Consider the following 20,537-nt stretch of genomic DNA (forward strand, 5'->3'; position numbering starts at 1 on the left):
GAGTGGCCTCCCCGCCCCCGTGTCACACGCTGGGCCGCCACCAAGACCCTCGAGTGGCCTCGCCGCCCCACGCGTCACAGGCTCGAGCCACCGAGTCGTGTGACGACGGGGCCACTCGACGGGGTGGTGGGGGTCGGCGGTGTGACGGCGGGGCCACTCGACGAGAAGGTCGGAGACGGCATACGCGATCGGTGGTGCTGCTCAGGCGAGGCCGAGGGCCTGCGCCTCCTCCCAGAGGTCGTCACGGACGCGCGGGTGCGCGCACTGCTCGATGATGTCGCGGCACTGGTCCTTCTCGCTGCGTCCCCAGAGCGGCGCCACACCGTGCTCGGTGACGATGGCGCTCTGCTGGAAGCTCGTCACGGGCTCGTCGAGCAGGGGCACGATCGTCGACACGTCGGCCTTGGGGTGCCACGAGCGCAGCGCGATGAACGACTGGCCTCCGGGGGAGTGCAGGGCGCCGACGATGAAGTCGGTCTGGCCACCGAAGCCGGAGTGGATGCGGGCGTTGATGCGCGAGGCGTTCGCCTGCCCGAAGAGGTCGACCTCGAGGGCCGTGTTGACCGACGTCATCTGCCGCTGCGAGGCGATGAGCCCGGGGTCGTTCGTCTTCTCGGTGCGCATCATCCGCACGCGCGGGTTGCCGTCGAGCCACTGGTAGAGCTCGGCCGATCCGAAGCAGAACGAGGTGACCAACGGCTGGTCGGGGTCGAGCGCACCGGCCGCGTCGAGCGCGAGCACGCCGTCGGAGAACATCTCGGTCCACATCCGGATGCCGCGCCGCGACGTCAGTCCGGCGAGCGTGGCGTCCGGCACCGCGCCGATGCCGAGCTGCATCGTCGCGCCGTCCTTGACCATGGCCGCGACGCGCTCGCCGATGAGGCGGCTCTCGGGGTCGGGCGGGACGGCGGCGTGCGAGGCCATGGGCGAGTCGACCTCGACCATGAGGTCGATGTGGTCGAGCGGCACCTCGGCGTCGCCGAACGTGTAGGGCATCTGCGGGTTGACGACCGCGACGACGAGGCCGCCGCGGGCGCGGCACGCCTCGAGCGCCGCGGGCAGCACGTTGACCTCGAGGCCCATGCTGACCTGGCCGTGGCGCGGCGGTGCGCAGTGCAGCAGCACGGCGTCGGGCGGCAGGGCGCGGCCGAAGAGCAGCGGGACGAGGGAGAGGCGCGAGGGCACGTAGCTCAGGCGCGGGTGACGCCGCATACCCGGACCGACGAAGCACGTCTCGACCGTCACGCCCTCGCGCGTTGGCAGCCCCGCGGGCGCGTTGAGCGCGTGGAGCACGTAGGTCGGCTGCGCGGCGTCGAGAGCTCGGACCGCCTCCCACGGGACCGCCATGTTGCCGCTGATGACGACACGGGGGTTCTCGGGCAGGGTCCGCAGCCGCTGGGTGAGCTCGTCGATCGTCGCCGTCCGCACGCTCTCATCCTTGCGCAGCAGGTGCCCGAAAGAGGGCGTATGCCGTCGACGTGACGAACGTCGCCGGCCGCGGGGAGCGCTGGGGTCAGCTCGCCTTCTTGGTCGCCGCCTTCTTCGTCGTCGACTTCTTGGCCGTGGTCTTCTTCGCCGTGGCCTTCTTCGCGGCGGTCTTCGTCGTCGCCTTCTTGGCCGTGGTCTTGGGTGCAGGCTTGGACGCCGTCTTCTTCGCCGCGCCCTCGTCCGACGATCCGGAGTCGCTCGGCGAGCCGCCCGTCTTGGCGGCCTTGGCCTTGTCGACGCTGCGCTGCAGGGCCGCGAGCAGGTCGACGACCTCGGTCTCCTCGCCCTTGGCCTCGGGCGTCTCGGTGAGCTCGCCGCCCTCGATCTTCGTCGCGACGAGCTGGGTCACGGCCTCGGCGTAGTCGTCCTCGAACTCGTCCGGCTCGTAGTCGCCCGACAGCGAGTCGACGAGCGAGGAGGCCATCGCGAGCTCCTTGGCCGTCGCGTGCGTCTCCTCCGAGAGCGACTCGAACTCCGGCGTGCGCACCTCGTCGGCCCAGAGCAGCGTCTGGAGCACGATGACGCCGTCACGGACGCGGAGCACGGCGAGGGTCATCCGGGTGCGCACCGAGACGGTGACGAGCGCCATCCGGTCGGCCTTCTCGAGCGCGTCGCGGAGCAGCACATAGGGCTTGAGCCCGGTCTTGTCGGGCTCGAGGTAGTAGCTCTTGTCGAAAAGCAACGGGTCGATCTGTTCGGACGGCACGAACTTCTCGATGGAGATCTCCTTGGTCGACCGCGTCGGAAGACTCTTGAGATCCTCGTCGGTCAGCACGACCATCTGTCCGTCGGCAGCCTCATATCCCTTGGCGATGTCGGAGTAGGGGACCTCCTCGCCGTCGATCGAGCAGACGCGTTGGTACTTGATGCGGCCGCCGTCCTTCTCGTGAACCTGCCGGAACTGCACGTCGTGGTTCTCCGTCGCCGAGAAGAGTCGGACCGGCACATTGACGAGGCCGAACGACACGGCGCCTTTCCAGATGGCTCGCATGGGAACAAGAATGCACCCATGCGCCCCATGCTCGCGACGGCTACGACGACCATTCCGGTCGGCGACCGCTGGCAGCACGAGGTGAAGTGGGACGGTATGCGTGTCCTGGCCGACGTGACGGACGGCGGGCTGCGCCTCTTCACCCGCACCGAACGCGACGTCACGGTCGCCTTCCCGGAGCTGCGCGGGCTGGCCGACGAGTACGCGGACATGCTCCTCGACGGCGAGATCGTCTCGATGCGTGACGGCGTGCCGTCCTTCGCGGCGATGGCCGAGCGCTTCCACGTCACCGACGCGCGCCGCGCGGCGATGCTCGCCGAGGCCGCGCCCGTCACCCTCATGACCTTCGACCTGCTGCGCCTCTACGGCGTCGAGCTGCTGCCCCGCGCCTGGAGCGACCGGCGCGCGACCCTCGAGCGGCTCGAGCTCGCCGGGCCGCGCTGGCAGACACCGCCGACGTTCTCCGACGGCGTGACGCTGCACGCCGCGACCAAGGAGCAGGGCCTCGAGGGGATCGTGTCCAAGCGCGTCGACTCGGTCTACGTCCCCGGGCTGCGCTCGCCCCACTGGCTCAAGTCACCGCACCGCGGCACGGTCTCGGTCGTCATCGGCGGCTGGCGCCCCGAGTCCACCGGCACCGTGTCGCGCCGTCTCGGAGCCGTGCTCGTCGGCGTGCCGGGGCCTGGCGGGCTGCGCTACCTCGGACGAGTGGGATCCGGCCTCGCCGGCAAGACCGGCCAGGCGCTCCTGCAGGACCTCGAGTCCCTGACGTCCGCCGAATCCCCTTTCGCCACAGACGTGCCCGCCGAGGACTCGGCCGGTGCCACGTGGGTCCACCCGGTCCTCGTGGCCGACGTGCAGTCGCTGGGACTGGGCGGTCAGGGGAGACTGCGCCAGCCGGCATACAAGGGCCTGCGCGGTGACCTCACCCCCGGGGACGTCGACGACCACGCGGACGGTGAGTGATGGCATACCAGCCCACGAAGGTCACCGTCGAGGTCGACGGCCGGCGGATGAAGCTGTCCAGCCTCGAGAAGGTGATGTACCCGCGGACCGGCACGACCAAGGCGCAGGTGCTCGACTACTACGCCCGCATCGCGCCGGTCATCCTGCCGCACCTGCGCGACCGTGCCGTGACGCGAATCCGCTTCCCGCACGGTGTCGGTGACATGCAGTTCTTCGAGAAGAACATCCCCGCAGGCACGCCCGCGTGGATCCGCCGCGCCGGCCGCGACCCGGTCTTCCCGCTCATCGACGACCTCGCGGGACTGACGTACTTCGCCAACCTCAACTCCCTCGAGCTGCACGTGCACCAGTGGCGCTACGCGGGGGAGGGGCGCGACGCCGAGCTGCTCAACCCCGACCGGCTCGTCATCGACCTCGACCCCGGCCCCGGGACGGGACTGCACGAGTGCGCGCGCGTCGCCCTCATCGTGCGCGAACGGCTCAGTGGCATCGGCCTCGACACGACCCCGGTGACCAGTGGCAGCAAGGGACTCCAGCTGTATGCCGTCCTGCCCGGCGCACACACGAGCGACGAGATCCGCGACACCGTCCAGCAGCTCGCGCAGGAGCTGACCAAGGCCCACCCCGACCTCGTCGTGTGGAAGATGGCCAAGGAGCTGAGGCCCGGCAAGATCTTCCTCGACTGGAGCCAGAACGTCGCCGCCAAGACGACGGTGTGTCCGTACTCGCTGCGCGGGCGAGAGCGACCGACGGTCGCGGCGCCCCGGTCGTGGGACGAGATCGAGTCGGGGGCCGACGGCGGTGTGCTCGAGCAGCTGACGGCCGACGAGGTGCTCGAGCGGGTGGCGCGCGACGGCGACCTCGCCGAGTCGATCACTGGCTGAGGGATCGTTGGTTGAGGCGGCGGCAACGGGGTAGGGGGACGCGGGAGGGCCCGGCACCTGTGATGTGCCGGGCCCTCCCTCTCGTGCTGACCGCTTCGTGCGGACCGCTCGGTCAGTGCGCCTTGTCGTAGGCCGCCTGGACGTCGGCCGAGATGCGGCCGCGGTCCGAGACCTCGTGGCCGTTGGCGCGCGCCCACTCGCGGACGGCGCCCAGGTCGGTGCGCTTGGCCGCACCCGAGGCGCGACGGCGGGAGCCGGCCTTGGCCGTGCCCGCGCGACGGGCGTGACCGGTCCACGTCGCGAAGTCGTCACGGAGCTTGCGGGCATTCTTGTCGTTCAGGTCGATTTCGTAGGTGACGCCGTCCAGGGCGAAAGTCACCGTCTCTGCGGCATTACCGCCGTCGATGTCATCGATCAACACCACTTCGACACGCTGAGCCATGTCTCTCCATCTGAGAATTGGTTTCGGGAGGGGTTATCGCGAATGTGGGACTCGCGGGCGAGATCAATTTAGCGCCATCAGCCCGAGAATGCATTTCCATCCAAAACAATGGCGTCGATCGGTATTGGATTGTGTCCGACCGGGGCGTCTCGGGTTTTTGTCCGAATGGTCGTCGGCGCCGGATGAAGGCGCCTGCGGTCAGTGCTCTTTCGTCGGCGCGGGAGAAGCCGGGTCGGTGCCTCGGTCCTCTTGCGCGGTGACCTCCGCGGCAGCGCGGCGGTCGTGCTCTGCCTCCCACTGCGCCTGGGCGAGGCGCTCGCGACGGTCTCCCTCGAGGATGCTCTTGATGACGAAGTAGAAGAGCGTGCCCACGCCGACCGTCGGGACGATGGCGAGCACATAGGGCAGAACCGATTCCATGGCGCCATTTTCTCACGGACGCACGGCCCGCCCCGCCGAGCGCTGTCGCACCCGCGCCGTACGGTCGTGCCCATGGTTACGAGGACGACGACGCGACGCACCCCCGGCTTCCGCTGCGCCGAGTGCGGGTGGACCACCGCCAAGTGGGTGGGCCGCTGCGGTGAGTGCCAGGCGTGGGGCACCGTCGCCGAGACGGGCGGGCCCACGGCTGCGCGCACGACCGCGGCCACGGTCGTCACGCCTGCCCAGCGCATCGCCGACGTCGACCTGACCAGGGCCGCCGCCCGCCCGACCGGCGTCGCCGAGTTCGACCGGGTCCTGGGCGGCGGGCTCGTGCCCGGAGGCGTGGTGCTCGTCGCCGGTGAGCCCGGGGTCGGCAAGTCGACGCTGCTGCTCGACGTCGCGGCGCGCGCGGCTCGGTCCGGCTCCGAGGTGCTCTACATCAGCGGCGAGGAGTCCGCCGCCCAGGTACGCACGCGCGCCGAGCGCATCTCGGCGATGGCCGACACCCTCTACCTCGCCGCCGAGACCGACCTCGCGACCGTGCTCGGCCACGTCGAGGCGCGGTCTCCCGGGCTGCTCGTCGTCGACTCCGTGCAGACGATCGCCAGCGCCGACGTCGAGGGGCAGGCGGGCAACGTCACGCAGGTGCGGGAGGTCACCGGCAGTCTCATCGCGGCGGCCAAGGCCCGGGGCCTGGCTGTGCTGCTCGTCGGGCACGTCACCAAGGACGGCTCGATCGCCGGTCCCCGGCTGCTCGAGCACCTCGTCGACGTCGTCATCCAGTTCGAGGGCGATCGCCACTCGGGGCTGCGGCTCGTGCGCGCCGTCAAGAACCGCTTCGGTCCCACCGACGAGGTCGGCTGCTTCGAGCTGTCCGACTCGGGCATCACCGGCCTCACCGACCCCAGCGGGCTGTTCCTCTCCACCCGCGACCACGCGGTCCCCGGCACGTGCGTCACCGTCACCCTCGAGGGTCGGCGCCCCCTCGTCGCCGAGGTGCAGGCGCTCGTGGCCCCCTCGACCCTGCCGTCGCCGCGCCGCACCTCGAGCGGCCTCGACGCGTCGCGCCTGGCCATGATCATCGCGGTGCTCGACAAACGGGCCGGGGCCCCGGTCGGCTCGCGCGACATCTTCGCGGCCACGGTCGGCGGGGTGCGCATCACCGAGCCGGCGGCCGACCTCGCCATCGTCTGCGCCGTCGCCTCGTCCGTCGTCGACCGGCCCCTCGCCACCGACGTCGTCGCCTTCGGCGAGGTCGGGCTGGCCGGCGAGGTGCGCCGGGTGACCGGCCTGGACCGCCGTCTCGCCGAGGCGGCACGCCTCGGTTTCCGGCACGCGCTCGTGCCTGCCGGGAGCCTGTCCGGCTCCCAGGTGCCCGACGGCATCCGCGCCGTCGAGGTCGCCGACGTGCCGCGCGCCATCGAGGCCATGGGTCGCCTCGCCGGTGGCCGGTCAACGAGCGCGGCTGCCGTCGGCACCGTCTAGACTGCGAGCGACCGGGCTGGACGCGCTCGGCGCCCCCATTGCGAACAGGGAAGTGATGGACCGGAACGACGAGCTGCTGCTCCGCGCGGCCCTCGCCGCTGTAGCCCCCGGCACGGAGCTGCGCGACAGCCTCGAACGGATCCTGCGCGGACGCACCGGTGCCCTCATCGTGCTCGGCTTCGACCGGGTCGTGGACTCCATCTGCACGGGCGGCTTCGTGCTCGACATGGAGTTCTCGGCGACCCGCGTGCGCGAGCTGTGCAAGATGGACGGCGCCGTCGTCCTCGACCGTGAGGGCACCCGCATCCTGCGCGCCGCCACTCAGCTCGTGCCTGACTCGCGCATCGAGACCACCGAGTCCGGCACCCGGCACCGCACCGCCGAGCGCGTGGCCAAGCAGACCGGCTTCCCCGTCATCTCCGTGAGCCAGTCCATGGGCGTCGTCGCGCTCTACGTCGGCGACCTCCGGCACGTCATCGAGGGCTCGCCGACCACCCTGTCCCGCGCCGACCAGGCGCTGCAGACCCTCGAGCGCTACAAGGCCCGCCTCGACGAGGTGACCGGCACGCTGTCCGCGCTCGAGATCGAGGACCTCGTCACGGTGCGCGACGTCACCGCGGTGCTCCAGCGCCTCGAGATGGTCCGGCGCATCTCGGCCGAGATCCAGGACTACGTCGTCGAGCTCGGCACCGACGGCCGCCTGCTCAGCCTCCAGCTCGAGGAGCTCGTGGGCGGGCTCGGCAACGACCGTGAGCTCGTCATCCGCGACTACCTCCCCGCGACCAAGTCCGGGCTCGACGTCGACGACGCGCTCGAGAACCTCCAGTCGCTCAACTCCGTCGAGCTGCTCGACCTCGCAGCCGGGGCGCGGGCGGTCGGCTTCTCCGTCGTCGGCGACAGCCTCGACGTCCCGGTCTCGCCGCAGGGCTACCGGCTGCTGACCAAGGTGCCGCGCCTGCCCACGGCGATCGTCGACCGTCTCGTCAACCACTTCGAGTCGCTCCAGCGCCTGCTCGCGGCCGGCATCGAGGACCTCATGCTCGTCGAGGGCGTCGGCGAGGGGCGGGCTCGCGCCGTGCGTGAGGGCCTCTCGCGACTGGCCGAGTCGAGCATCCTCGAGCGCTACGTCTGAGCGACGTCACGCACTCTCTCTGTCGTATGCCGTCCCGCGAGGTCCCGCTGTCGCTGCTCCACGAGCGCGTCAACGACTGGTACGCCGAGGCAGGGCGCAAGCAGCTGCCGTGGCGCGCGCCCGATGCCACCGCGTGGGGCGTCTTCCTCTCCGAGGTGATGTCGCAGCAGACCCCGCTCGCCCGGGTCGAGCCGATCTGGCGCGAGTGGATGGAGCGCTGGCCCACGCCGGGTCACCTGGCGGCGGCCGCACCCGGCGAGGCCGTGCGCGCGTGGGGGCGGCTCGGCTACCCCCGTCGCGCGCTTCGCCTGCACGAGGCGGCGACGGCGATGGTCGAGCGCCACGGCGGCGAGGTGCCCGGGACCCCGCAGGAGCTGCTGGCCCTGCCCGGGGTGGGCGCCTACACGGCGGCGGCCGTCTCGTGCTTCGCCTTCGGCATCCCCGAGGTCGTCGTCGACACGAACGTCCGGCGGGTCCTGGCCCGGACCCTCGAGGCCAAGGCCTACCCCAACCTCACCCTCAACCGCGCCGAGGCGCAGCTCGCCGCCGACTCGATGCCGACCGACCGCGAGACGGCCAACACCTGGAACGTCGCCGTCATGGAGCTCGGCGCCCTCGTCTGCGTGGCCCGGGGACCCCGGTGCGACGAGTGCCCCGTCGCCGACCTCTGCGCCTGGAACGTCGCGGGCCGTCCGGCCTACGACGGACCACCGCGTCGCGGCCAGAGCTGGCACGGGACCGACCGGCAGGTGCGCGGCGAGCTGTTGCGCCGGCTGCGCGACGCCCACGCGGACCTGCCCCTGACGCGCCTGCAGGACTCGGCCGACGACCGGGCCCAGGTCATGCGCTGCCTCGACTCGCTCGTCGCGGACGGTCTCGTCGAGCCGCTCGAGGGCGACCGCTTCCGACTGCCCGCCTGACGCTGCCGTTCAGACGTTGCCGAGCACGGACCGCACGTCGATCGCGATCACCACGCGCTCGGGGTTGGGGCGCGGCTCGCGGTAGCGGGCGGCATACCGCTGCTCGGCGTCGGAGACGGACGCTGCGTCGTCGAGGATCCGGGCGGTGCCCTGGAGCGACAGCCAGTAGCGGCCGTCGACCTGGCACAGCACGGCCTCGCAGCCGGCGAGGGCGTTGCGGGCCTTGCGGCTCTCGCGGCTCGTGATGACCCGGGCGACGGAGGTCTCGGGGTCCCACGTGAAGCCGACCGGGACGACGTGCGGTGACCCGTCGGGGCGCAGCGTGGTCAGCGTCGCGAGGTGGCGCACGGCCATGAACTCGAGCGCCTCGGGGGACAGGTCGCGGGGGGATCGGGCCACGGCCCCACGGTAGAGGACAGCCGGCGGTCACGAGACCGGCGCGTCGAGGGTTGCCGCGAGGGCTGACGACTTGTAACGTCGCCCCTCGTGCCATCTGCCGGGCACGCCGGTCCGAAGGGGGTCTCGACGCACCGTGAAGACCTTCTGGCTACTCGTCCGGGCCGGCTTCCGCCGCCACTCGACCTACCGGCTGGCGCTGCTGGCCGGCACGACGACGAACTCGGTCTTCGGCTTCATCCGTGCCTCGATCCTGCTCGCGGCGCTCGCCTCGGCCGGCACCGCCATCGGAGGCTACGACGCGCCCACGGCGATCGCGTTCGTCTGGTGGGGCCAGGCGCTGCTCGGCACCGTCAACCTGTGGGGCTTCGCCGAGGTCAAGGACCGGGTGCGCACGGGCGACATCGCCGTCGACTTCCTGAGGCCGATCAACCCCCAGCTCGCTTATCTGGCAGGCGATCTCGGCCGCGCCGGCATCAACCTCATCGGTCGTGGTCTGCCCGCCATCCTGCTCGGGGCGCTGCTCTTCGACATGGCGCCGCCGCCGTCGGCGCTGAGCTGGGTGTCGGGCGCCGTCTCGGTGGTGCTGGCGGTCGTCGTCGCGTTCGCCGGCAACTTCGTCATCAACCTGCTCGCGTTCTGGCTCGTCGAGATCCGGGGCATCACGCTGCTGTGGATGATCACCGGCGGCCTGCTGTGCGGGCTCTACCTGCCGGTGCCGTGGTTCCCCGAGTGGCTGCGGACCATCGCCCACTGGTCGCCGTTCCCGTCGATGCTGCAGAACCCCATCGACATCCTCGCCGGCCGCGTCGTCGGAGCCGACATCGCATCGGCCGTCGCCGTGCAGGTCTTCTGGGCCGTCGCGCTCCTCGGTCTGGGTCAGCTCGTGCTTCGGGCCGGCCGCCGTCGTCTGGAGGTGCAGGGTGGATGAGGTGACCATGTCCGAGCGGCTGCGCCCCTACCGGGTGCTGCTCGCCTCGCGCGCCCGCGCGCAGATGCAGTACCGCACGTCGTTCGTCACCGACATCCTCGGGACCGTCGGCGTCGGTCTCGCGGAGTTCGCCGAGGTGTGGGTGATCTTCCACAACGTCGACGTGCTTGGCGGGCTCGACTTCACCGCAGCCCTGCTCGTTTTCGCCCTGTCCAACCTCGCCTTCTCCCTCGCGGACATGTTCGTCGGCCACCTCGACCAGCTCCCGCGCTACATCCGGGCGGGTCAGGTCGACGCGTTCTACGTGCGCCCCCTGCCGCTGCTCGCCCAGCTCATGACGAGCGACCTGTCGCTGCGGCGGGTGGGTCGCCTGACGGTCGCCCTGGTCGCGCTCACCGTCGCGTTGACGACGGCCGACATCGCGTGGTCCGTCGGGACGGTGGCCCTCATCGTGCTGACGGTCGTCAGCGGCACCGCGATCTTCTCCGCGCTCTTCACGGCCGCCGGCGGCCTGCAGTTCTTCCTCGTGGACGGTGCGGAGTTCACCAATGCCTTCACCTACGGCGGGTCGTATGCCGCCCAGCAGAGCCAGCAGGTCTTCCCCGATCCGCTGCGGATCTTCTGGACGTTCGTCATCCCGACCGCCTTCGTCGCCTACATCCCGGCCGTGGCCATCCTCGGCCTGCCGGGTGACCACCTCGCGCCGCCCTGGCTGGCCTGGTGCACGCCCCTCGCGGCCCTGCTCGCGTGGGGCACCGCCGGCCTCTGCTGGAGGCTCGGGACCCGTCACTACCAAGGAGCCGGCGGATGAGCGCCCCCACCGTCATCGAGACGCGCGAGCTCGTGCGTGACTTCAAGAAGACCCGCGCCGTCGACCGCATGACCTTCTCGGTCGAGCCGGGCGAGGCCGTCGGCTACATCGGTGCCAACGGCGCCGGCAAGTCGACGACGATCAAGATGCTGACCGGCATCCTCAAGCCGACGTCGGGCCACGTGCGCACCTGCGGGCTGGACCCCATGCGCCAGCGGGTCGAGGTCGCCCGGCGCGTCGGCGTCGTCTTCGGCCAGCGCTCGCAGCTGTGGTGGGACCTGCCGCTGCGCGACTCGTTCGCCATCCTCGGCGCCATCCACCGCATGGACGAGCCGACGACCCGGGCCCGCACCGACCTGCTCGTCGACCAGCTCGAGATGGGCCCCCAGCTCGGCACCCCGGTGCGCTCGCTCTCGCTGGGCCAGCGGATGCGCGCCGAGATCGCCGCCGCCCTGCTCCACTCGCCGGAGCTGCTCATCCTCGACGAGCCGACCATCGGCCTGGACGTGCTGTCGAAGCAGCGGCTGCGCGAGTTCCTCGTGGCCGAGCGTCGGGAGCGGGGCACGACGCTGCTGCTCACGACGCACGACATGGGCGACATCGAGCGGCTCTGCGACCGCGTGCTCGTCGTCGACCGCGGACGCCTCGCCTTCGACGGCACGCTGCCGGGTCTCGCCGGCACCGTCGGGGCGCAGCGCATGCTCGTCATCGACCTCGCCACGCCGACTCCGGACCTGCACGACGTGCCCGGTGCGACCCTCGTCGAGAGTGAGTCGGGCGGCCTGCGTCAGCGCCTCTCGTTCGACGCCGAGTCGACGACGGTCGCGGCCGTGCTCGCCCACGTCTCGTCGCGCCACGAGGTGCGCGACCTGACGATCGAGGAGCCCGACATCGAGGACGTCGTCCGGCGCATCTACGCCGCCTCCGGCCGCGGCTGACCCGCCGACCCCCTACCCCTTGACCCGTCGAGTGGCCTCCTGACCTCACCCGCCCCACGCGTATGCCGTCCGCTGTGTGGCTGGTGGGGCGGGGCGGCCACTCGAGTGGTGGGGTGGGAGCCGTTGGGCGCAGTCGAGTCGCCGCGTGACCTCACCCGCCCCACGCGTATGCCGTCCGCCGTGTGGCTGGTGGGGCGGGGCGGCCACTCGAGTGTGGGGGGAGGGGTCAGAGGGTGCGGAGCATCCGGGTGTTGCCGAGGGTGTTGGGCTTGACCCGCTCGAGGTCGAGGAACTCGGCGACGCCCTCGTCGTAGGAGCGCAGCAGCTCGGCGTAGACGTCCATCGGGACGGCCTGCCCCTCGATGACCTCGAACCCGTGCCGGACGAAGAAGTCGGTCTCGAAGGTCAGGCAGAAGAGTCGCTCGACGCCGATCTCGCGCGCGTCCTCCACGAGCGCCTCGAGCAGGCGGCCACCGAGGCCGGTGCCGAGCTGGTCGGGGGCGACGGCGAGAGTGCGGATCTCGGCGAGGTCCTCCCACATGACGTGCAGGGCGCCGCAGCCGACGACGCGACCGTCAAGATCGGCGACCCGGAACTCCTGGAGGCTCTCGAAGTAGGTCACCGCCTCCTTGCTGACGAGCACCCGTCGCTCGGCCAGCGGTGCCACGAGGGCGCGGATCGCGCGGACGTCGGCGGTGCGCGCCCGCCGGATGACCGGCTGCCCGTCGCTCACGAGAGGTTCCCGTCGCGGAACTCGGCGAAGAGGCTGCGGGCTTCGGCGCCGAGGATGACGATCGACTGCTTGCCGGCCCACCCGAACGCGCCCTTGGCGACACCGCGCCCGACCTTGAGCGGGCTCAGCTGGTGCAGGCCGGCGGTGAAGGTGAGGATCTGCTCGGCCGTGAGGTTGCTCTTGCCGACCTTGCTGAAGCTGGTGAGAGCGGCCGGGATGGCGATCGGCCCGGCGAGCTTGGCCTTGACCGCGGCGGCGAGGATGACCTCGCCCTGGTGGCGGGAGCGCCCGAAGTCCCCGTCGGGCAACGTCTTCCGCTCGCGCGCGTAGGCGAGCGCCTCGGCCCCGGACAGGGTCTGCGCGCCGGCCTTGATGACCATGTTCTTGGCGTGCGACGCGACCACGGTCTTGGGGATGACGATGGGGATGCCGCCCTGCTCGTCGACGATCTTCTTGAACCCCGTGAAGCCGAGGACGACGTAGCCCTCGACCGGGAGACCGGTGACCTGCTTGACGGTGCTGACCTGCGCCTTGGGGCCCCCGGCGACCATGGCCGAGTTGATCTTGCCCTTGCCCCCGGTCGACAGCGGCACCCACAGGTCGCGGGCCATGCCCATGACGCCGCCGCCACCCTTGCCGTCGATGCCGATGACCTGGAGCACGTCGGCGCGGGTGCGCTCGAGGGGCTGGCCCTTTCGGCCGTCGGAGCCGATGGCGAGCACCCAGCGGGGGCCGCCCCCGAGGCTGGGCTTCGTGACTCCGAGCGAGGGCCACCAACCGCCGACGACCTTCCACGTCGGCCCGACGGCGAGGGTCACGTCGTCGCCCGTGGTGACGACGGCCACCGGCGTGCCCATCCACGAGCCGACCTTGGCCGTGGCCGTCACCGGGCCGCTCACGCTCTTGCGTGCCTTGAGCGCAGCCGCCGCGGAGGGAGAGGACGTATGCGTGAGGTCGCCCCCGGCATAGACCTTCGAGACGAGCGTGGCGAGGGGTGCAGGCGCTCCCGTGACCCGGACGCCCGAGGACGGCGTCGCCGACCCGGGGGCGCCCCCGTCGGAGATGGAACCCGACGACCCGGACGACCCCGACGGGCTCGGGGCGTCCGTCGAGCACCCGGCGAGGGCGACGCCGGCGGCCGCGACCACGCACAGGGAGCGCGCTGCCGTCGACCTGCGGGTCCGGCGCGCGGTGCGCCTGCCGGACGGGCTCGTGCGCTGCTGCACGGGGTCGGTGGGGCGGTGCTGGGAGGTCACCGCCCCACCGTAGACGACCGGTTCAGGCGACGCGGGAGGCCGTCCGCACGAGGGAACGCGACGCCAGCACGGAGGCCAGCACGACCGCTCCGGCGACCATCGACGTGACGACGAAGCGCACGACGAGCGCGGTGTCGATGGCGTTGGTGAAGGGCAGCATGAGCACGAGGACGAACCCCGCCGACAGCACGACCGTCATGGCGAGCGGCAGCGCGACCTCGAGGGCGCGGGCCCGGTGCAGCGAGCCCTCACTCGTGCCGGCGAGCGCGAGGGCGCGGTACTGCTCGCGCTGGTCGAGCACGCGGGCGGCCTGCACGACCCCCGTCGAGGTGGCCCCGACGATGGTGATGATGACGAGCGTGACGAGCGCGCCCGTGCCGAGGTCGTCGGCGAGGTAGGCCTCGAGCGGAGTCCGCGGCTCGTCGACCTGCGCCAGGCTCGTGAAGCCGACGACGACGACGGCGAGGCCCAGCGCCCCGACCGCGCGCCACGTGCTCTTCGGGTCGTCGGCGATGCGGCGGGCGGCGAGCAGCGTGGCCGCGGTGGGCGCGAGGCGGGCGGCGATGCGACCGGCCACCATGACGACCCAGGGGCCGACGGCGTTGACGGCGAGGATCACCGCGCCGAGCACGACGACGATGGTCATCCGCTGCGGCTCCTTCATCGGGGTGATGACGAGCACCCACGCCGCACCGGCGGCCACGGCGACGAGCAGGCGCAGGACGCTGAGCCGCTTCGGGCTCGTGCGGGCCGCGACGCCGAGCGGGCTGATGGCCACGCGCGCCAGGCTGGACGCGCCCGACAGGATCGAGACCACGACGACGGCCGCGACGACGGCGAGGACCTGCCCCAGCGGGAGCACGAGCTCACGCAGCTCGAACGGCCGCCCCTGGAAGCTCAGGCGCGCCACGAGCGGCAGGACGGCGAGGTAGAGCACGAGTCCGCACAGCGCGCCGACGAGGGCCTGCGCCGCGGCCTCGGCGAGCGTCATGAGCGTCACCTGGCCCGACGTGGCGCCGGCCAGGCGCAGCGCCGCGAGCCGCTGGTCGCGGCGCGCGATGGCGAGGCGGGCGGCGACCCCGCCGAGGGTGAGGATCGGGATGACCATGCACGTCGTCGCGACCCAGGCGAGGGTCACGTAGAGGTTGCCGAGCGCTGCCTCGTCGGTCAGGGGCCCGTCGAGGCCACCGGGCGGCGTCGGGTTGCGGGCCTCGAAGGCAGCCAGTCCGGCGACGCAGACGAGCAGCGCCGCCGTCGCGACGGCGAAAGAGACGACGGCGAGGACGCCCGGCACGCGGTTGTCGGCGGCCCCGGCCCGTCGCAGGCGCCACCACAGAACGGTCGCGGCCCTCATCGAGCGCCGCCTGGGCTCGCCTGTGCCGCAACGGTTCCGGTCGCGATCCTGCCGTCACGCACCCGGAGCACCCCGTGGCACCACCGGGCGACGTTCTCGTCGTGCGTGACGACGACGAGCGAGGCGCCGGTGTGGGCCGCGAGCTGGGTCAGGTGCTGCATGACCTCGGCGCTCGTCGTCTGGTCGAGGGCGCCCGTCGGCTCGTCCGCGAAGACGACGCCGGGCCGCGCGACCAGGGCGCGGGCGATGGCGACGCGCTGCGCCTGGCCGCCCGAGAGCTCACCGGGGCGTCGCTTCTCCAGGCCCGCGAGACCGAGCGGGGCGAAGAGGGCAGCGGCCCGGCCCGAGGCCTCCGAGCGGGAGACGCCGTCGAGCATGAGCGGCAGCGCGACGTTCTCGATCGCCGGCAGCTCGGGCAGGAGCATGCCCTGCTGGAAGACGAAGCCGAAGTCCCGGCGGCGCAGCACGGTGCGCTCGCGGTCCGACATCCGCGCGATGTCGCGGCCGCGCCACAGCACCTGGCCACCCGTCGGGCGCAGGATGCCGGCGAGGACGTGCAGCAGGGTCGTCTTGCCTGAGCCCGACGGGCCCATGACGGCCAGGCTCTCCCCGGCGCGCACCGTCACGTCGACGCCGCCCAGGGCCGGGGGAGCGGCCGCGCTCGAGCGGCCCGAGCGGCCGTAGGTCATGACGAGGTCGCGGGCGACGAGGTCGCGGGCGGGATCCTGAGCGGGATCGCGGGTGGGATCAGGGGCGGGGGCGGCTGTCGCCGTGGGGTCGTGGTGGCTCATGGCACCCAGCGTCGCCGGGGAGGGTGCGGCCCCGCATCGGGCCGTGGTCGCCCTCCGGAGCGGACGGCATACGACCTCGGTATGACGGCACCATGACGTCGCTACGACGGCGGGGGCCGGCCACGTACGCCGAAGGGGCCGGGGACGTGTGTCCCCGACCCCTTCAGTCGATGCGCTCCGCGGCGCTCAGCGCTCCGTGCCGGTCAGCCCCGCGTCGGGGTAGACCTGGTCGTCGGGCACGGACGGTCCGGTGGTGATGTTGACCCCGAGCGCCTCGTCGAGGGCAGCGCCCTCGGGAAGCTCCGGGAGGTCGTCGGCCGGACGGTGCGCGGCGTCCGGGTGGGCCATGTCGGAGAAGGTGAACTTCTCCTCCTTGCCCTCGCCCTCGGTGTCGATCTTGATGTACTGACCGGAGCCGAACTCGGCGAAGAGGATCTTCTCCGACAGGGCGTCCTCGATCTCGCGCTGGATGGTGCGGCGCAGCGGGCGCGCACCGAGCACGGGGTCGTAGCCCTTTTTGGCGAGCAGGTCCTTGGCCGCGGGCGTGAGCTCGATGCCCATGTCCTTGTCCTTGAGCCGCTTGTCGAGCTTGGCGATCTCGAGGTCGACGATCTGCGTGATCTCCGCCTTGTTGAGGTGCGGGAACACGATGGTGTCGTCGACGCGGTTGAGGAACTCGGGCCGGAAGTGCTGCTTGAGCTCGTCGGTGACCTTCGCCTTCATCCGCTCGTAGTCCGAGCGGCTGTCGGGTCCGGCCGAGAAGCCCATGTTGGCCTTGGAGATGTCCCTCGTGCCGAGGTTGGTCGTCATGATGATGACGGTGTTCTTGAAGTCGACCATCCGACCCTGGGAGTCGGTGAGGCGGCCGTCCTCGAGGACCTGCAGCAGCGAGTTGAAGATCTCCGGGTGGGCCTTCTCGACCTCGTCGAAGAGCACGACGGAGAACGGCTTGCGGCGCACCTTCTCGGTGAGCTGGCCGCCCTCCTCGTAGCCGACGTAGCCGGGAGGCGAACCGAACAGGCGGCTCACCGTGTGCTTCTCGGAGTACTCGGACATGTCGAGCTGGATCAGCGCGTCCTCGCTGCCGAAGAGGAACTCGGCGAGCGTCTTGGCGAGCTCGGTCTTACCGACACCGGTGGGGCCGGCGAAGATGAACGAGCCACCGGGGCGGCGCGGGTCCTTCAGGCCGGCACGGGTGCGGCGGATCGCCTGGGACAGCGCCTTGACGGCGTCGTCCATGCCGACGATGCGCTTGTGCAGCTCGTCCTCCATGTGGAGCAGGCGGCTGGACTCCTCCTCGGTCAGCTTGAACACCGGGATGCCGGTGCTCGCAGCCAGGACCTCGGCGATGAGCTCCTCGTCGACCTCGGCCACGACGTCCATGTCGCCCGACTTCCACTGGGCCTCACGGGCAGCCTTCTCCTGGCGGAGGCGCTTCTCGTCGTCGCGGACGCGGGCCGCGCGCTCGAAGTCCTGGCCGTCGATGGCCGACTCCTTCTCGCGCACGAGGGCCGCGATCTTCTCGTCGAACTCGCGCAGGTCCGGCGGAGCCGTCATCCGGCGGATGCGCAGTCGCGCGCCCGCCTCGTCGATGAGGTCGATCGCCTTGTCGGGCAGGAAGCGGTCGTTGACGTAGCGGTCGGCCATGTTGGCCGCCGCGACGAGCGCGCCGTCGGTGATCGTCACGCGGTGGTGCGCCTCGTAGCGGTCACGCAGACCCTTGAGGATCTCGATGGCGTGCGGCAGCGTCGGCTCCTGCACCTGGATCGGCTGGAAGCGCCGCTCGAGGGCCGAGTCTTTCTCGATGTGCTTGCGGTACTCGTCGAGCGTCGTCGCACCGATCGTCTGCAGCTCACCGCGGGCGAGCATCGGCTTGAGGATCGACGCGGCGTCGATGGCGCCCTCGGCGGCACCCGCACCGACGAGCGTGTGGATCTCGTCGATGAAGATGATGATGTCGCCGCGGGTGCGGATCTCCTTGAGGACCTTCTTCAGCCGCTCCTCGAAGTCACCGCGGTAGCGGCTGCCGGCCACGAGCGAGCCGAGGTCGAGGGTGTAGAGCTGCTTGTCCTTGAGCGTCTCGGGCACCTCGCCCTTGACGATGTCCTGGGCGAGGCCCTCGACGACGGCGGTCTTGCCGACGCCGGGCTCACCGATGAGGACGGGGTTGTTCTTCGTGCGGCGGGACAGCACCTGCATGACCCGCTCGATCTCCTTCTCACGCCCGATGACCGGGTCGAGCTTGCCCTCGCGGGCCGCCTGCGTGAGGTTGCGACCGAACTGGTCGAGCACGAGGGAGCCCGCGGGCGTGCCCTCTGCCTGGCCCTGGCCGACGCCGGCGCCGGCCTTCTCGCCGCTCTGGCCACCCTGGTAGCCGGAGAGCAGCTGGATGACCTGCTGGCGGACCTTGTTCAGCTCCGCGCCGAGCTTGACGAGGACCTGGGCGGCGACGCCCTCGCCCTCGCGGATCAGACCGAGCAGGATGTGCTCGGTGCCGATGTAGCTGTGGCCGAGCTGGAGTGCCTCGCGGAGCGAGTACTCGAGAACCTTCTTCGCGCGGGGCGTGAAGGGGATGTGGCCGGTCGGGGCCTGCTGCCCCTGGCCGATGATCTCCTGGACCTGGGCCCGGACCGCTTCGAGCGAGATGTCGAGCGATTCGAGGGCCTTCGCGGCGACGCCTTCGCCTTCGTGGATCAGACCCAGGAGGATGTGCTCGGTCCCGATGTAGTTGTGGTTGAGCAGGCGTGCTTCCTCCTGCGCGAGGACAACCACCCTTCGGGCCCTGTCGGTGAACCGTTCGAACATGTTCTTCTCCTGACTGATCGAGAGACATCTCGATGCTATCCGTGCCCGCTGTGGACGAGCACACCCCGACCAACGCGAGGCGTGCGCGTCCTGTTCCCCATCCTGAGCGTGATCGGCTCAGGTTCCGCCTCTGTTCGCCGTGAGCGGACATCTTGCCCGGTCCCGAGGGGACGGCGGCGGCGCGGGGCCTACCCAAAGGCATACCCCGGACCGGCGACGCGGGGTCGCGAGCAGGGGCGCGCCGCCTGCTCGCGCCAGGACGCTCTTCGTCCGCCGGGGCGGAGTTGTCGTGGTGATTCCGCCTCCCCAACCTCGGTTTCTCCGCCCGGGCGAAGTTGTCGGTTGCGGATCGCACGGCAGGGCCCACCTTCTTCGCCGGGGCGGAGTTGTTGGGGTGCCTGGCCTCCTGAGGCCTCGGTTTCTTCGCCGGGGCGGAGCTGTTGCGGTGCCTGGTTTCCTAAGGCCTCGGTTTCTTCGCCGGGGCGGAGCTGTTGCGGTGCCTGGTTTCCTAAGGCCTCGGATTCTTCGCCGGGGCGGAGTTGTTGCGGTGCCTGGCCTCGTGAGGCCCTCGGTTTCTTCGCCGGGGCGGAGTTGTCGAGGTGGCGGCTGAACCGGGGAGGCGCGTCGTCATGCAGGCAGCGCGAGGTCGCCTGCTCGGTCGGCGAAATGACGGCGCCACTCGTCCTTGAGAGGAGGCACGGTCATGCCCCGTTGCCGCATGGCGCGGGTGATGCGTCCGAGCGTTCGCGCCGGCGTGCTGTGGATGTCCTTGGACACGATCACCAGACGCCGCACGCCACCGTCGTCGAGCTCCTCGTCGCGGTCGATGTCGTGGTGCCACTGCTCCTCTGACTCCGCGTGGTGGCGTCCGTCGTACTCGATGATCAGTCGGTGAGCCAGGTAGGCGAGGTCGTAACGCCGGAGCAGTGTCCCGTCGCTGTCGTGCACCCGGTGGTCGACCTCCGGTTCCGGCAGCCCTGCCAGGACGATGAGGAGGCGCAGCTTCGTCTCCATCGCCGAGTCGACGCCGGCGCGAACGAGCCGCGCCGCGCGCCGAGCCAGCCTCGAGTGCGGACCGCTGTGCTTCTCGGCAAGGGTGACGAGGTGGTCGGGCGTGAAGCGTTTGCGCCGGCCCAAGGAGTCACCGAGGATGACGAGGTCGACGAGTCCGAGCAGGTGGCTCATGTCGAGGAAGGTCTGGATCGGGCCGGTCACGGGCAGCCCCCTCCACCGCACGACGTGCTGTCGCGCCTTGGGCCGATGGGCAGCGATGCCGAAACATTGGGCTCGCATGCGCGGATAGGTCACGTGGACGTCGGGGTGATCCGGCACCACGCCGCCCCACAGGCGCGCCGCCGTGTGGTGCGAGAGATAGCTCCCCGGTTCGGCCAGCAGCAGCGCTCCCTCCGCGAGTAGTCGGTGGGTCACCGGGGTCTGGGCCGCGACGTAGACCCCGCGGAAGAGCGCCCGATGCGCCCGGCGGAAGCGCCAGTCGCTCAGATGGTCCCCGGCCTCGTCCGCGCGTAGGAATGGGCTGTCGCTCGGCTTGGTGGCGTCGAACTCCATTGCGCCACTGTGGAACACGCGGACCTCTCCGCGTCGCGGTCATCCACAGTGCGCCGTCCTGGTGCCTGCCCTTCTACGCCAGGGCGGACTTCTCGTGGTGGTTCGGGGTGCTCACGCCTCAACTACTGCGCCGCGGCGGAGAAGCCGGGGTGGGGCGCGTGCAGGGGGCGGATTTGTCCGCCCGGGCGGAGAAGCCGAGGTGGCTGGGGGTGCCCGGGCCTCGAT

At 71.3% G+C, this 20,537-nt stretch carries 19 protein-coding genes; 8 read left to right on the forward strand and 11 right to left on the reverse strand.

What is annotated here, in order from left to right; genetic code table 11:
• Positions 1–201: 201 nt before the first annotated feature.
• Together U5C87_RS08870 and ku are read right to left on the reverse strand one after the other, a co-directional pair.
• Complete coding sequence (locus U5C87_RS08870; protein ID WP_330476223.1) at positions 202–1,428, reverse strand: acetyl-CoA hydrolase/transferase family protein; 1,227 nt, start codon at positions 1,426–1,428, stop codon at positions 202–204.
• 85 nt (positions 1,429–1,513) lie between these two features.
• Positions 1,514–2,479, reverse strand: a complete 966-nt coding sequence (ku, locus tag U5C87_RS08875; protein ID WP_330476224.1) for a non-homologous end joining protein Ku — start codon at positions 2,477–2,479, stop codon at positions 1,514–1,516.
• Positions 2,480–2,497: 18 nt separating this feature from the next.
• On the opposite strand from ku, the gene ligD (U5C87_RS08880) reads away from it, so the two are divergent.
• Positions 2,498–3,445: a non-homologous end-joining DNA ligase gene (gene ligD, locus U5C87_RS08880; RefSeq protein WP_330476225.1), complete on the forward strand. Its 948-nt coding sequence runs from the start codon at positions 2,498–2,500 to the stop codon at positions 3,443–3,445.
• Positions 3,445–4,329: a non-homologous end-joining DNA ligase gene (ligD, locus tag U5C87_RS08885; RefSeq protein ID WP_330476226.1), complete on the forward strand. Its 885-nt coding sequence runs from the start codon at positions 3,445–3,447 to the stop codon at positions 4,327–4,329. Before ligD (U5C87_RS08880) ends, ligD (U5C87_RS08885) begins: the two co-directional genes overlap by 1 nt.
• A 112-nt stretch (positions 4,330–4,441) precedes the next feature.
• On the opposite strand, the gene U5C87_RS08890 is transcribed toward ligD (U5C87_RS08885), so the two are convergent.
• Together U5C87_RS08890 and U5C87_RS08895 are read right to left on the reverse strand one after the other, a co-directional pair.
• Complete coding sequence (locus U5C87_RS08890; RefSeq protein ID WP_330476227.1) at positions 4,442–4,771, reverse strand: histone-like nucleoid-structuring protein Lsr2; 330 nt, start codon at positions 4,769–4,771, stop codon at positions 4,442–4,444.
• Positions 4,772–4,969: 198 nt separating this feature from the next.
• Positions 4,970–5,191, reverse strand: a complete 222-nt coding sequence (locus U5C87_RS08895; protein ID WP_330476228.1) for a hypothetical protein — start codon at positions 5,189–5,191, stop codon at positions 4,970–4,972.
• Between the two features lie 72 nt (positions 5,192–5,263).
• Here U5C87_RS08895 and radA point away from each other — a divergent pair, with 72 nt between their 5' ends.
• From radA to U5C87_RS08910, 3 genes are read left to right on the forward strand one after another with little or no spacing between them, the layout of a single operon-like run.
• The gene (gene radA / locus U5C87_RS08900) at positions 5,264–6,679 is read left to right on the forward strand and encodes a DNA repair protein RadA (RefSeq protein WP_330476229.1); all 1,416 of its coding nucleotides are present in this window, start codon (positions 5,264–5,266) and stop codon (positions 6,677–6,679) included.
• Between the two features lie 55 nt (positions 6,680–6,734).
• Complete coding sequence (disA, locus tag U5C87_RS08905; RefSeq protein WP_188960130.1) at positions 6,735–7,811, forward strand: DNA integrity scanning diadenylate cyclase DisA; 1,077 nt, start codon at positions 6,735–6,737, stop codon at positions 7,809–7,811.
• Between the two features lie 26 nt (positions 7,812–7,837).
• Positions 7,838–8,731, forward strand: a complete 894-nt coding sequence (locus U5C87_RS08910) for an A/G-specific adenine glycosylase (protein ID WP_330476230.1) — start codon at positions 7,838–7,840, stop codon at positions 8,729–8,731.
• A 9-nt stretch (positions 8,732–8,740) separates the two neighbouring features.
• Here U5C87_RS08910 and U5C87_RS08915 read toward each other — a convergent pair whose 3' ends face one another.
• On the reverse strand, positions 8,741–9,130 hold the full coding sequence (locus U5C87_RS08915) for a pyridoxamine 5'-phosphate oxidase family protein (protein WP_330476231.1): 390 nt from the start codon (positions 9,128–9,130) through the stop codon (positions 8,741–8,743).
• A 133-nt stretch (positions 9,131–9,263) separates the two neighbouring features.
• Between U5C87_RS08915 and U5C87_RS08920 the strand changes: the two genes are divergently transcribed.
• Genes U5C87_RS08920 through U5C87_RS08930 form a run of 3 tightly spaced genes read left to right on the forward strand, consistent with a single transcriptional unit; the run spans position 9,264 to position 11,807 of the window.
• Complete coding sequence (locus U5C87_RS08920) at positions 9,264–10,058, forward strand: ABC transporter permease (RefSeq protein ID WP_330476232.1); 795 nt, start codon at positions 9,264–9,266, stop codon at positions 10,056–10,058.
• Positions 10,059–10,065: 7 nt separating this feature from the next.
• Positions 10,066–10,869: an ABC transporter permease gene (locus U5C87_RS08925; protein WP_330476675.1), complete on the forward strand. Its 804-nt coding sequence runs from the start codon at positions 10,066–10,068 to the stop codon at positions 10,867–10,869.
• Positions 10,866–11,807 (forward strand): ABC transporter ATP-binding protein, encoded by a 942-nt coding sequence (locus U5C87_RS08930; RefSeq protein ID WP_330476233.1) that lies wholly within the window; start codon positions 10,866–10,868, stop codon positions 11,805–11,807. The genes U5C87_RS08925 and U5C87_RS08930 overlap by 4 nt, the downstream gene beginning before the upstream one ends.
• A gap of 226 nt (positions 11,808–12,033) precedes the next feature.
• Here U5C87_RS08930 and U5C87_RS08935 read toward each other — a convergent pair whose 3' ends face one another.
• The 6 genes from U5C87_RS08935 to U5C87_RS08960 all read right to left on the reverse strand — a co-directional run bounded on the left by U5C87_RS08935 (position 12,034) and on the right by U5C87_RS08960 (position 20,312).
• Positions 12,034–12,540: an amino-acid N-acetyltransferase gene (locus U5C87_RS08935; protein ID WP_030195706.1), complete on the reverse strand. Its 507-nt coding sequence runs from the start codon at positions 12,538–12,540 to the stop codon at positions 12,034–12,036.
• Positions 12,537–13,796, reverse strand: coding sequence for an LCP family protein (locus tag U5C87_RS08940; RefSeq protein ID WP_330476234.1), 1,260 nt, complete (start codon positions 13,794–13,796; stop codon positions 12,537–12,539). Before U5C87_RS08940 ends, U5C87_RS08935 begins: the two co-directional genes overlap by 4 nt.
• 22 nt (positions 13,797–13,818) lie before the next feature.
• Positions 13,819–15,150, reverse strand: a complete 1,332-nt coding sequence (locus U5C87_RS08945) for an FtsX-like permease family protein (RefSeq protein ID WP_330476235.1) — start codon at positions 15,148–15,150, stop codon at positions 13,819–13,821.
• A complete protein-coding gene (locus U5C87_RS08950) occupies positions 15,147–15,941 on the reverse strand; it encodes an ABC transporter ATP-binding protein (RefSeq protein ID WP_443082112.1) in 795 nt (264 codons plus the stop codon). Before U5C87_RS08950 ends, U5C87_RS08945 begins: the two co-directional genes overlap by 4 nt.
• A 186-nt stretch (positions 15,942–16,127) precedes the next feature.
• Positions 16,128–18,746: an ATP-dependent Clp protease ATP-binding subunit gene (locus U5C87_RS08955; RefSeq protein WP_330476236.1), complete on the reverse strand. Its 2,619-nt coding sequence runs from the start codon at positions 18,744–18,746 to the stop codon at positions 16,128–16,130.
• 627 nt (positions 18,747–19,373) lie between these two features.
• Positions 19,374–20,312, reverse strand: a complete 939-nt coding sequence (locus tag U5C87_RS08960; RefSeq protein WP_330476237.1) for a DUF559 domain-containing protein — start codon at positions 20,310–20,312, stop codon at positions 19,374–19,376.
• Positions 20,313–20,537 lie beyond the last annotated feature (225 nt).

Origin of the sequence: Terrabacter sp. C0L_2, from assembly GCF_036352015.1 — a bacterium.
GTDB lineage: Bacteria > Actinomycetota > Actinomycetes > Actinomycetales > Dermatophilaceae > Terrabacter > Terrabacter tumescens.

What these genes read in the sequence shown, in the direction of transcription:
- ku (WP_330476224.1), bottom strand. Translation starts at nt 2,479, where the DNA reads ATGCGAGCCATCTGGAAAGGCGCCGTGTCGTTCGGCCTCGTCAATGTG.
- ligD (WP_330476225.1), top strand. Translation starts at nt 2,498, where the DNA reads ATGCGCCCCATGCTCGCGACGGCTACGACGACCATTCCGGTCGGCGAC.
- ligD (WP_330476226.1), top strand. Translation starts at nt 3,445, where the DNA reads ATGGCATACCAGCCCACGAAGGTCACCGTCGAGGTCGACGGCCGGCGG.
- U5C87_RS08890 (WP_330476227.1), bottom strand. Translation starts at nt 4,771, where the DNA reads ATGGCTCAGCGTGTCGAAGTGGTGTTGATCGATGACATCGACGGCGGT.
- U5C87_RS08895 (WP_330476228.1), bottom strand. Translation starts at nt 5,191, where the DNA reads ATGGAATCGGTTCTGCCCTATGTGCTCGCCATCGTCCCGACGGTCGGC.
- radA (WP_330476229.1), top strand. Translation starts at nt 5,264, where the DNA reads ATGGTTACGAGGACGACGACGCGACGCACCCCCGGCTTCCGCTGCGCC.
- disA (WP_188960130.1), top strand. Translation starts at nt 6,735, where the DNA reads ATGGACCGGAACGACGAGCTGCTGCTCCGCGCGGCCCTCGCCGCTGTA.
- U5C87_RS08910 (WP_330476230.1), top strand. Translation starts at nt 7,838, where the DNA reads ATGCCGTCCCGCGAGGTCCCGCTGTCGCTGCTCCACGAGCGCGTCAAC.
- U5C87_RS08925 (WP_330476675.1), top strand. Translation starts at nt 10,066, where the DNA reads ATGTCCGAGCGGCTGCGCCCCTACCGGGTGCTGCTCGCCTCGCGCGCC.
- U5C87_RS08930 (WP_330476233.1), top strand. Translation starts at nt 10,866, where the DNA reads ATGAGCGCCCCCACCGTCATCGAGACGCGCGAGCTCGTGCGTGACTTC.
- U5C87_RS08945 (WP_330476235.1), bottom strand. Translation starts at nt 15,150, where the DNA reads ATGAGGGCCGCGACCGTTCTGTGGTGGCGCCTGCGACGGGCCGGGGCC.
- U5C87_RS08950 (WP_443082112.1), bottom strand. Translation starts at nt 15,941, where the DNA reads ATGAGCCACCACGACCCCACGGCGACAGCCGCCCCCGCCCCTGATCCC.
- U5C87_RS08955 (WP_330476236.1), bottom strand. Translation starts at nt 18,746, where the DNA reads ATGTTCGAACGGTTCACCGACAGGGCCCGAAGGGTGGTTGTCCTCGCG.
- U5C87_RS08960 (WP_330476237.1), bottom strand. Translation starts at nt 20,312, where the DNA reads ATGGAGTTCGACGCCACCAAGCCGAGCGACAGCCCATTCCTACGCGCG.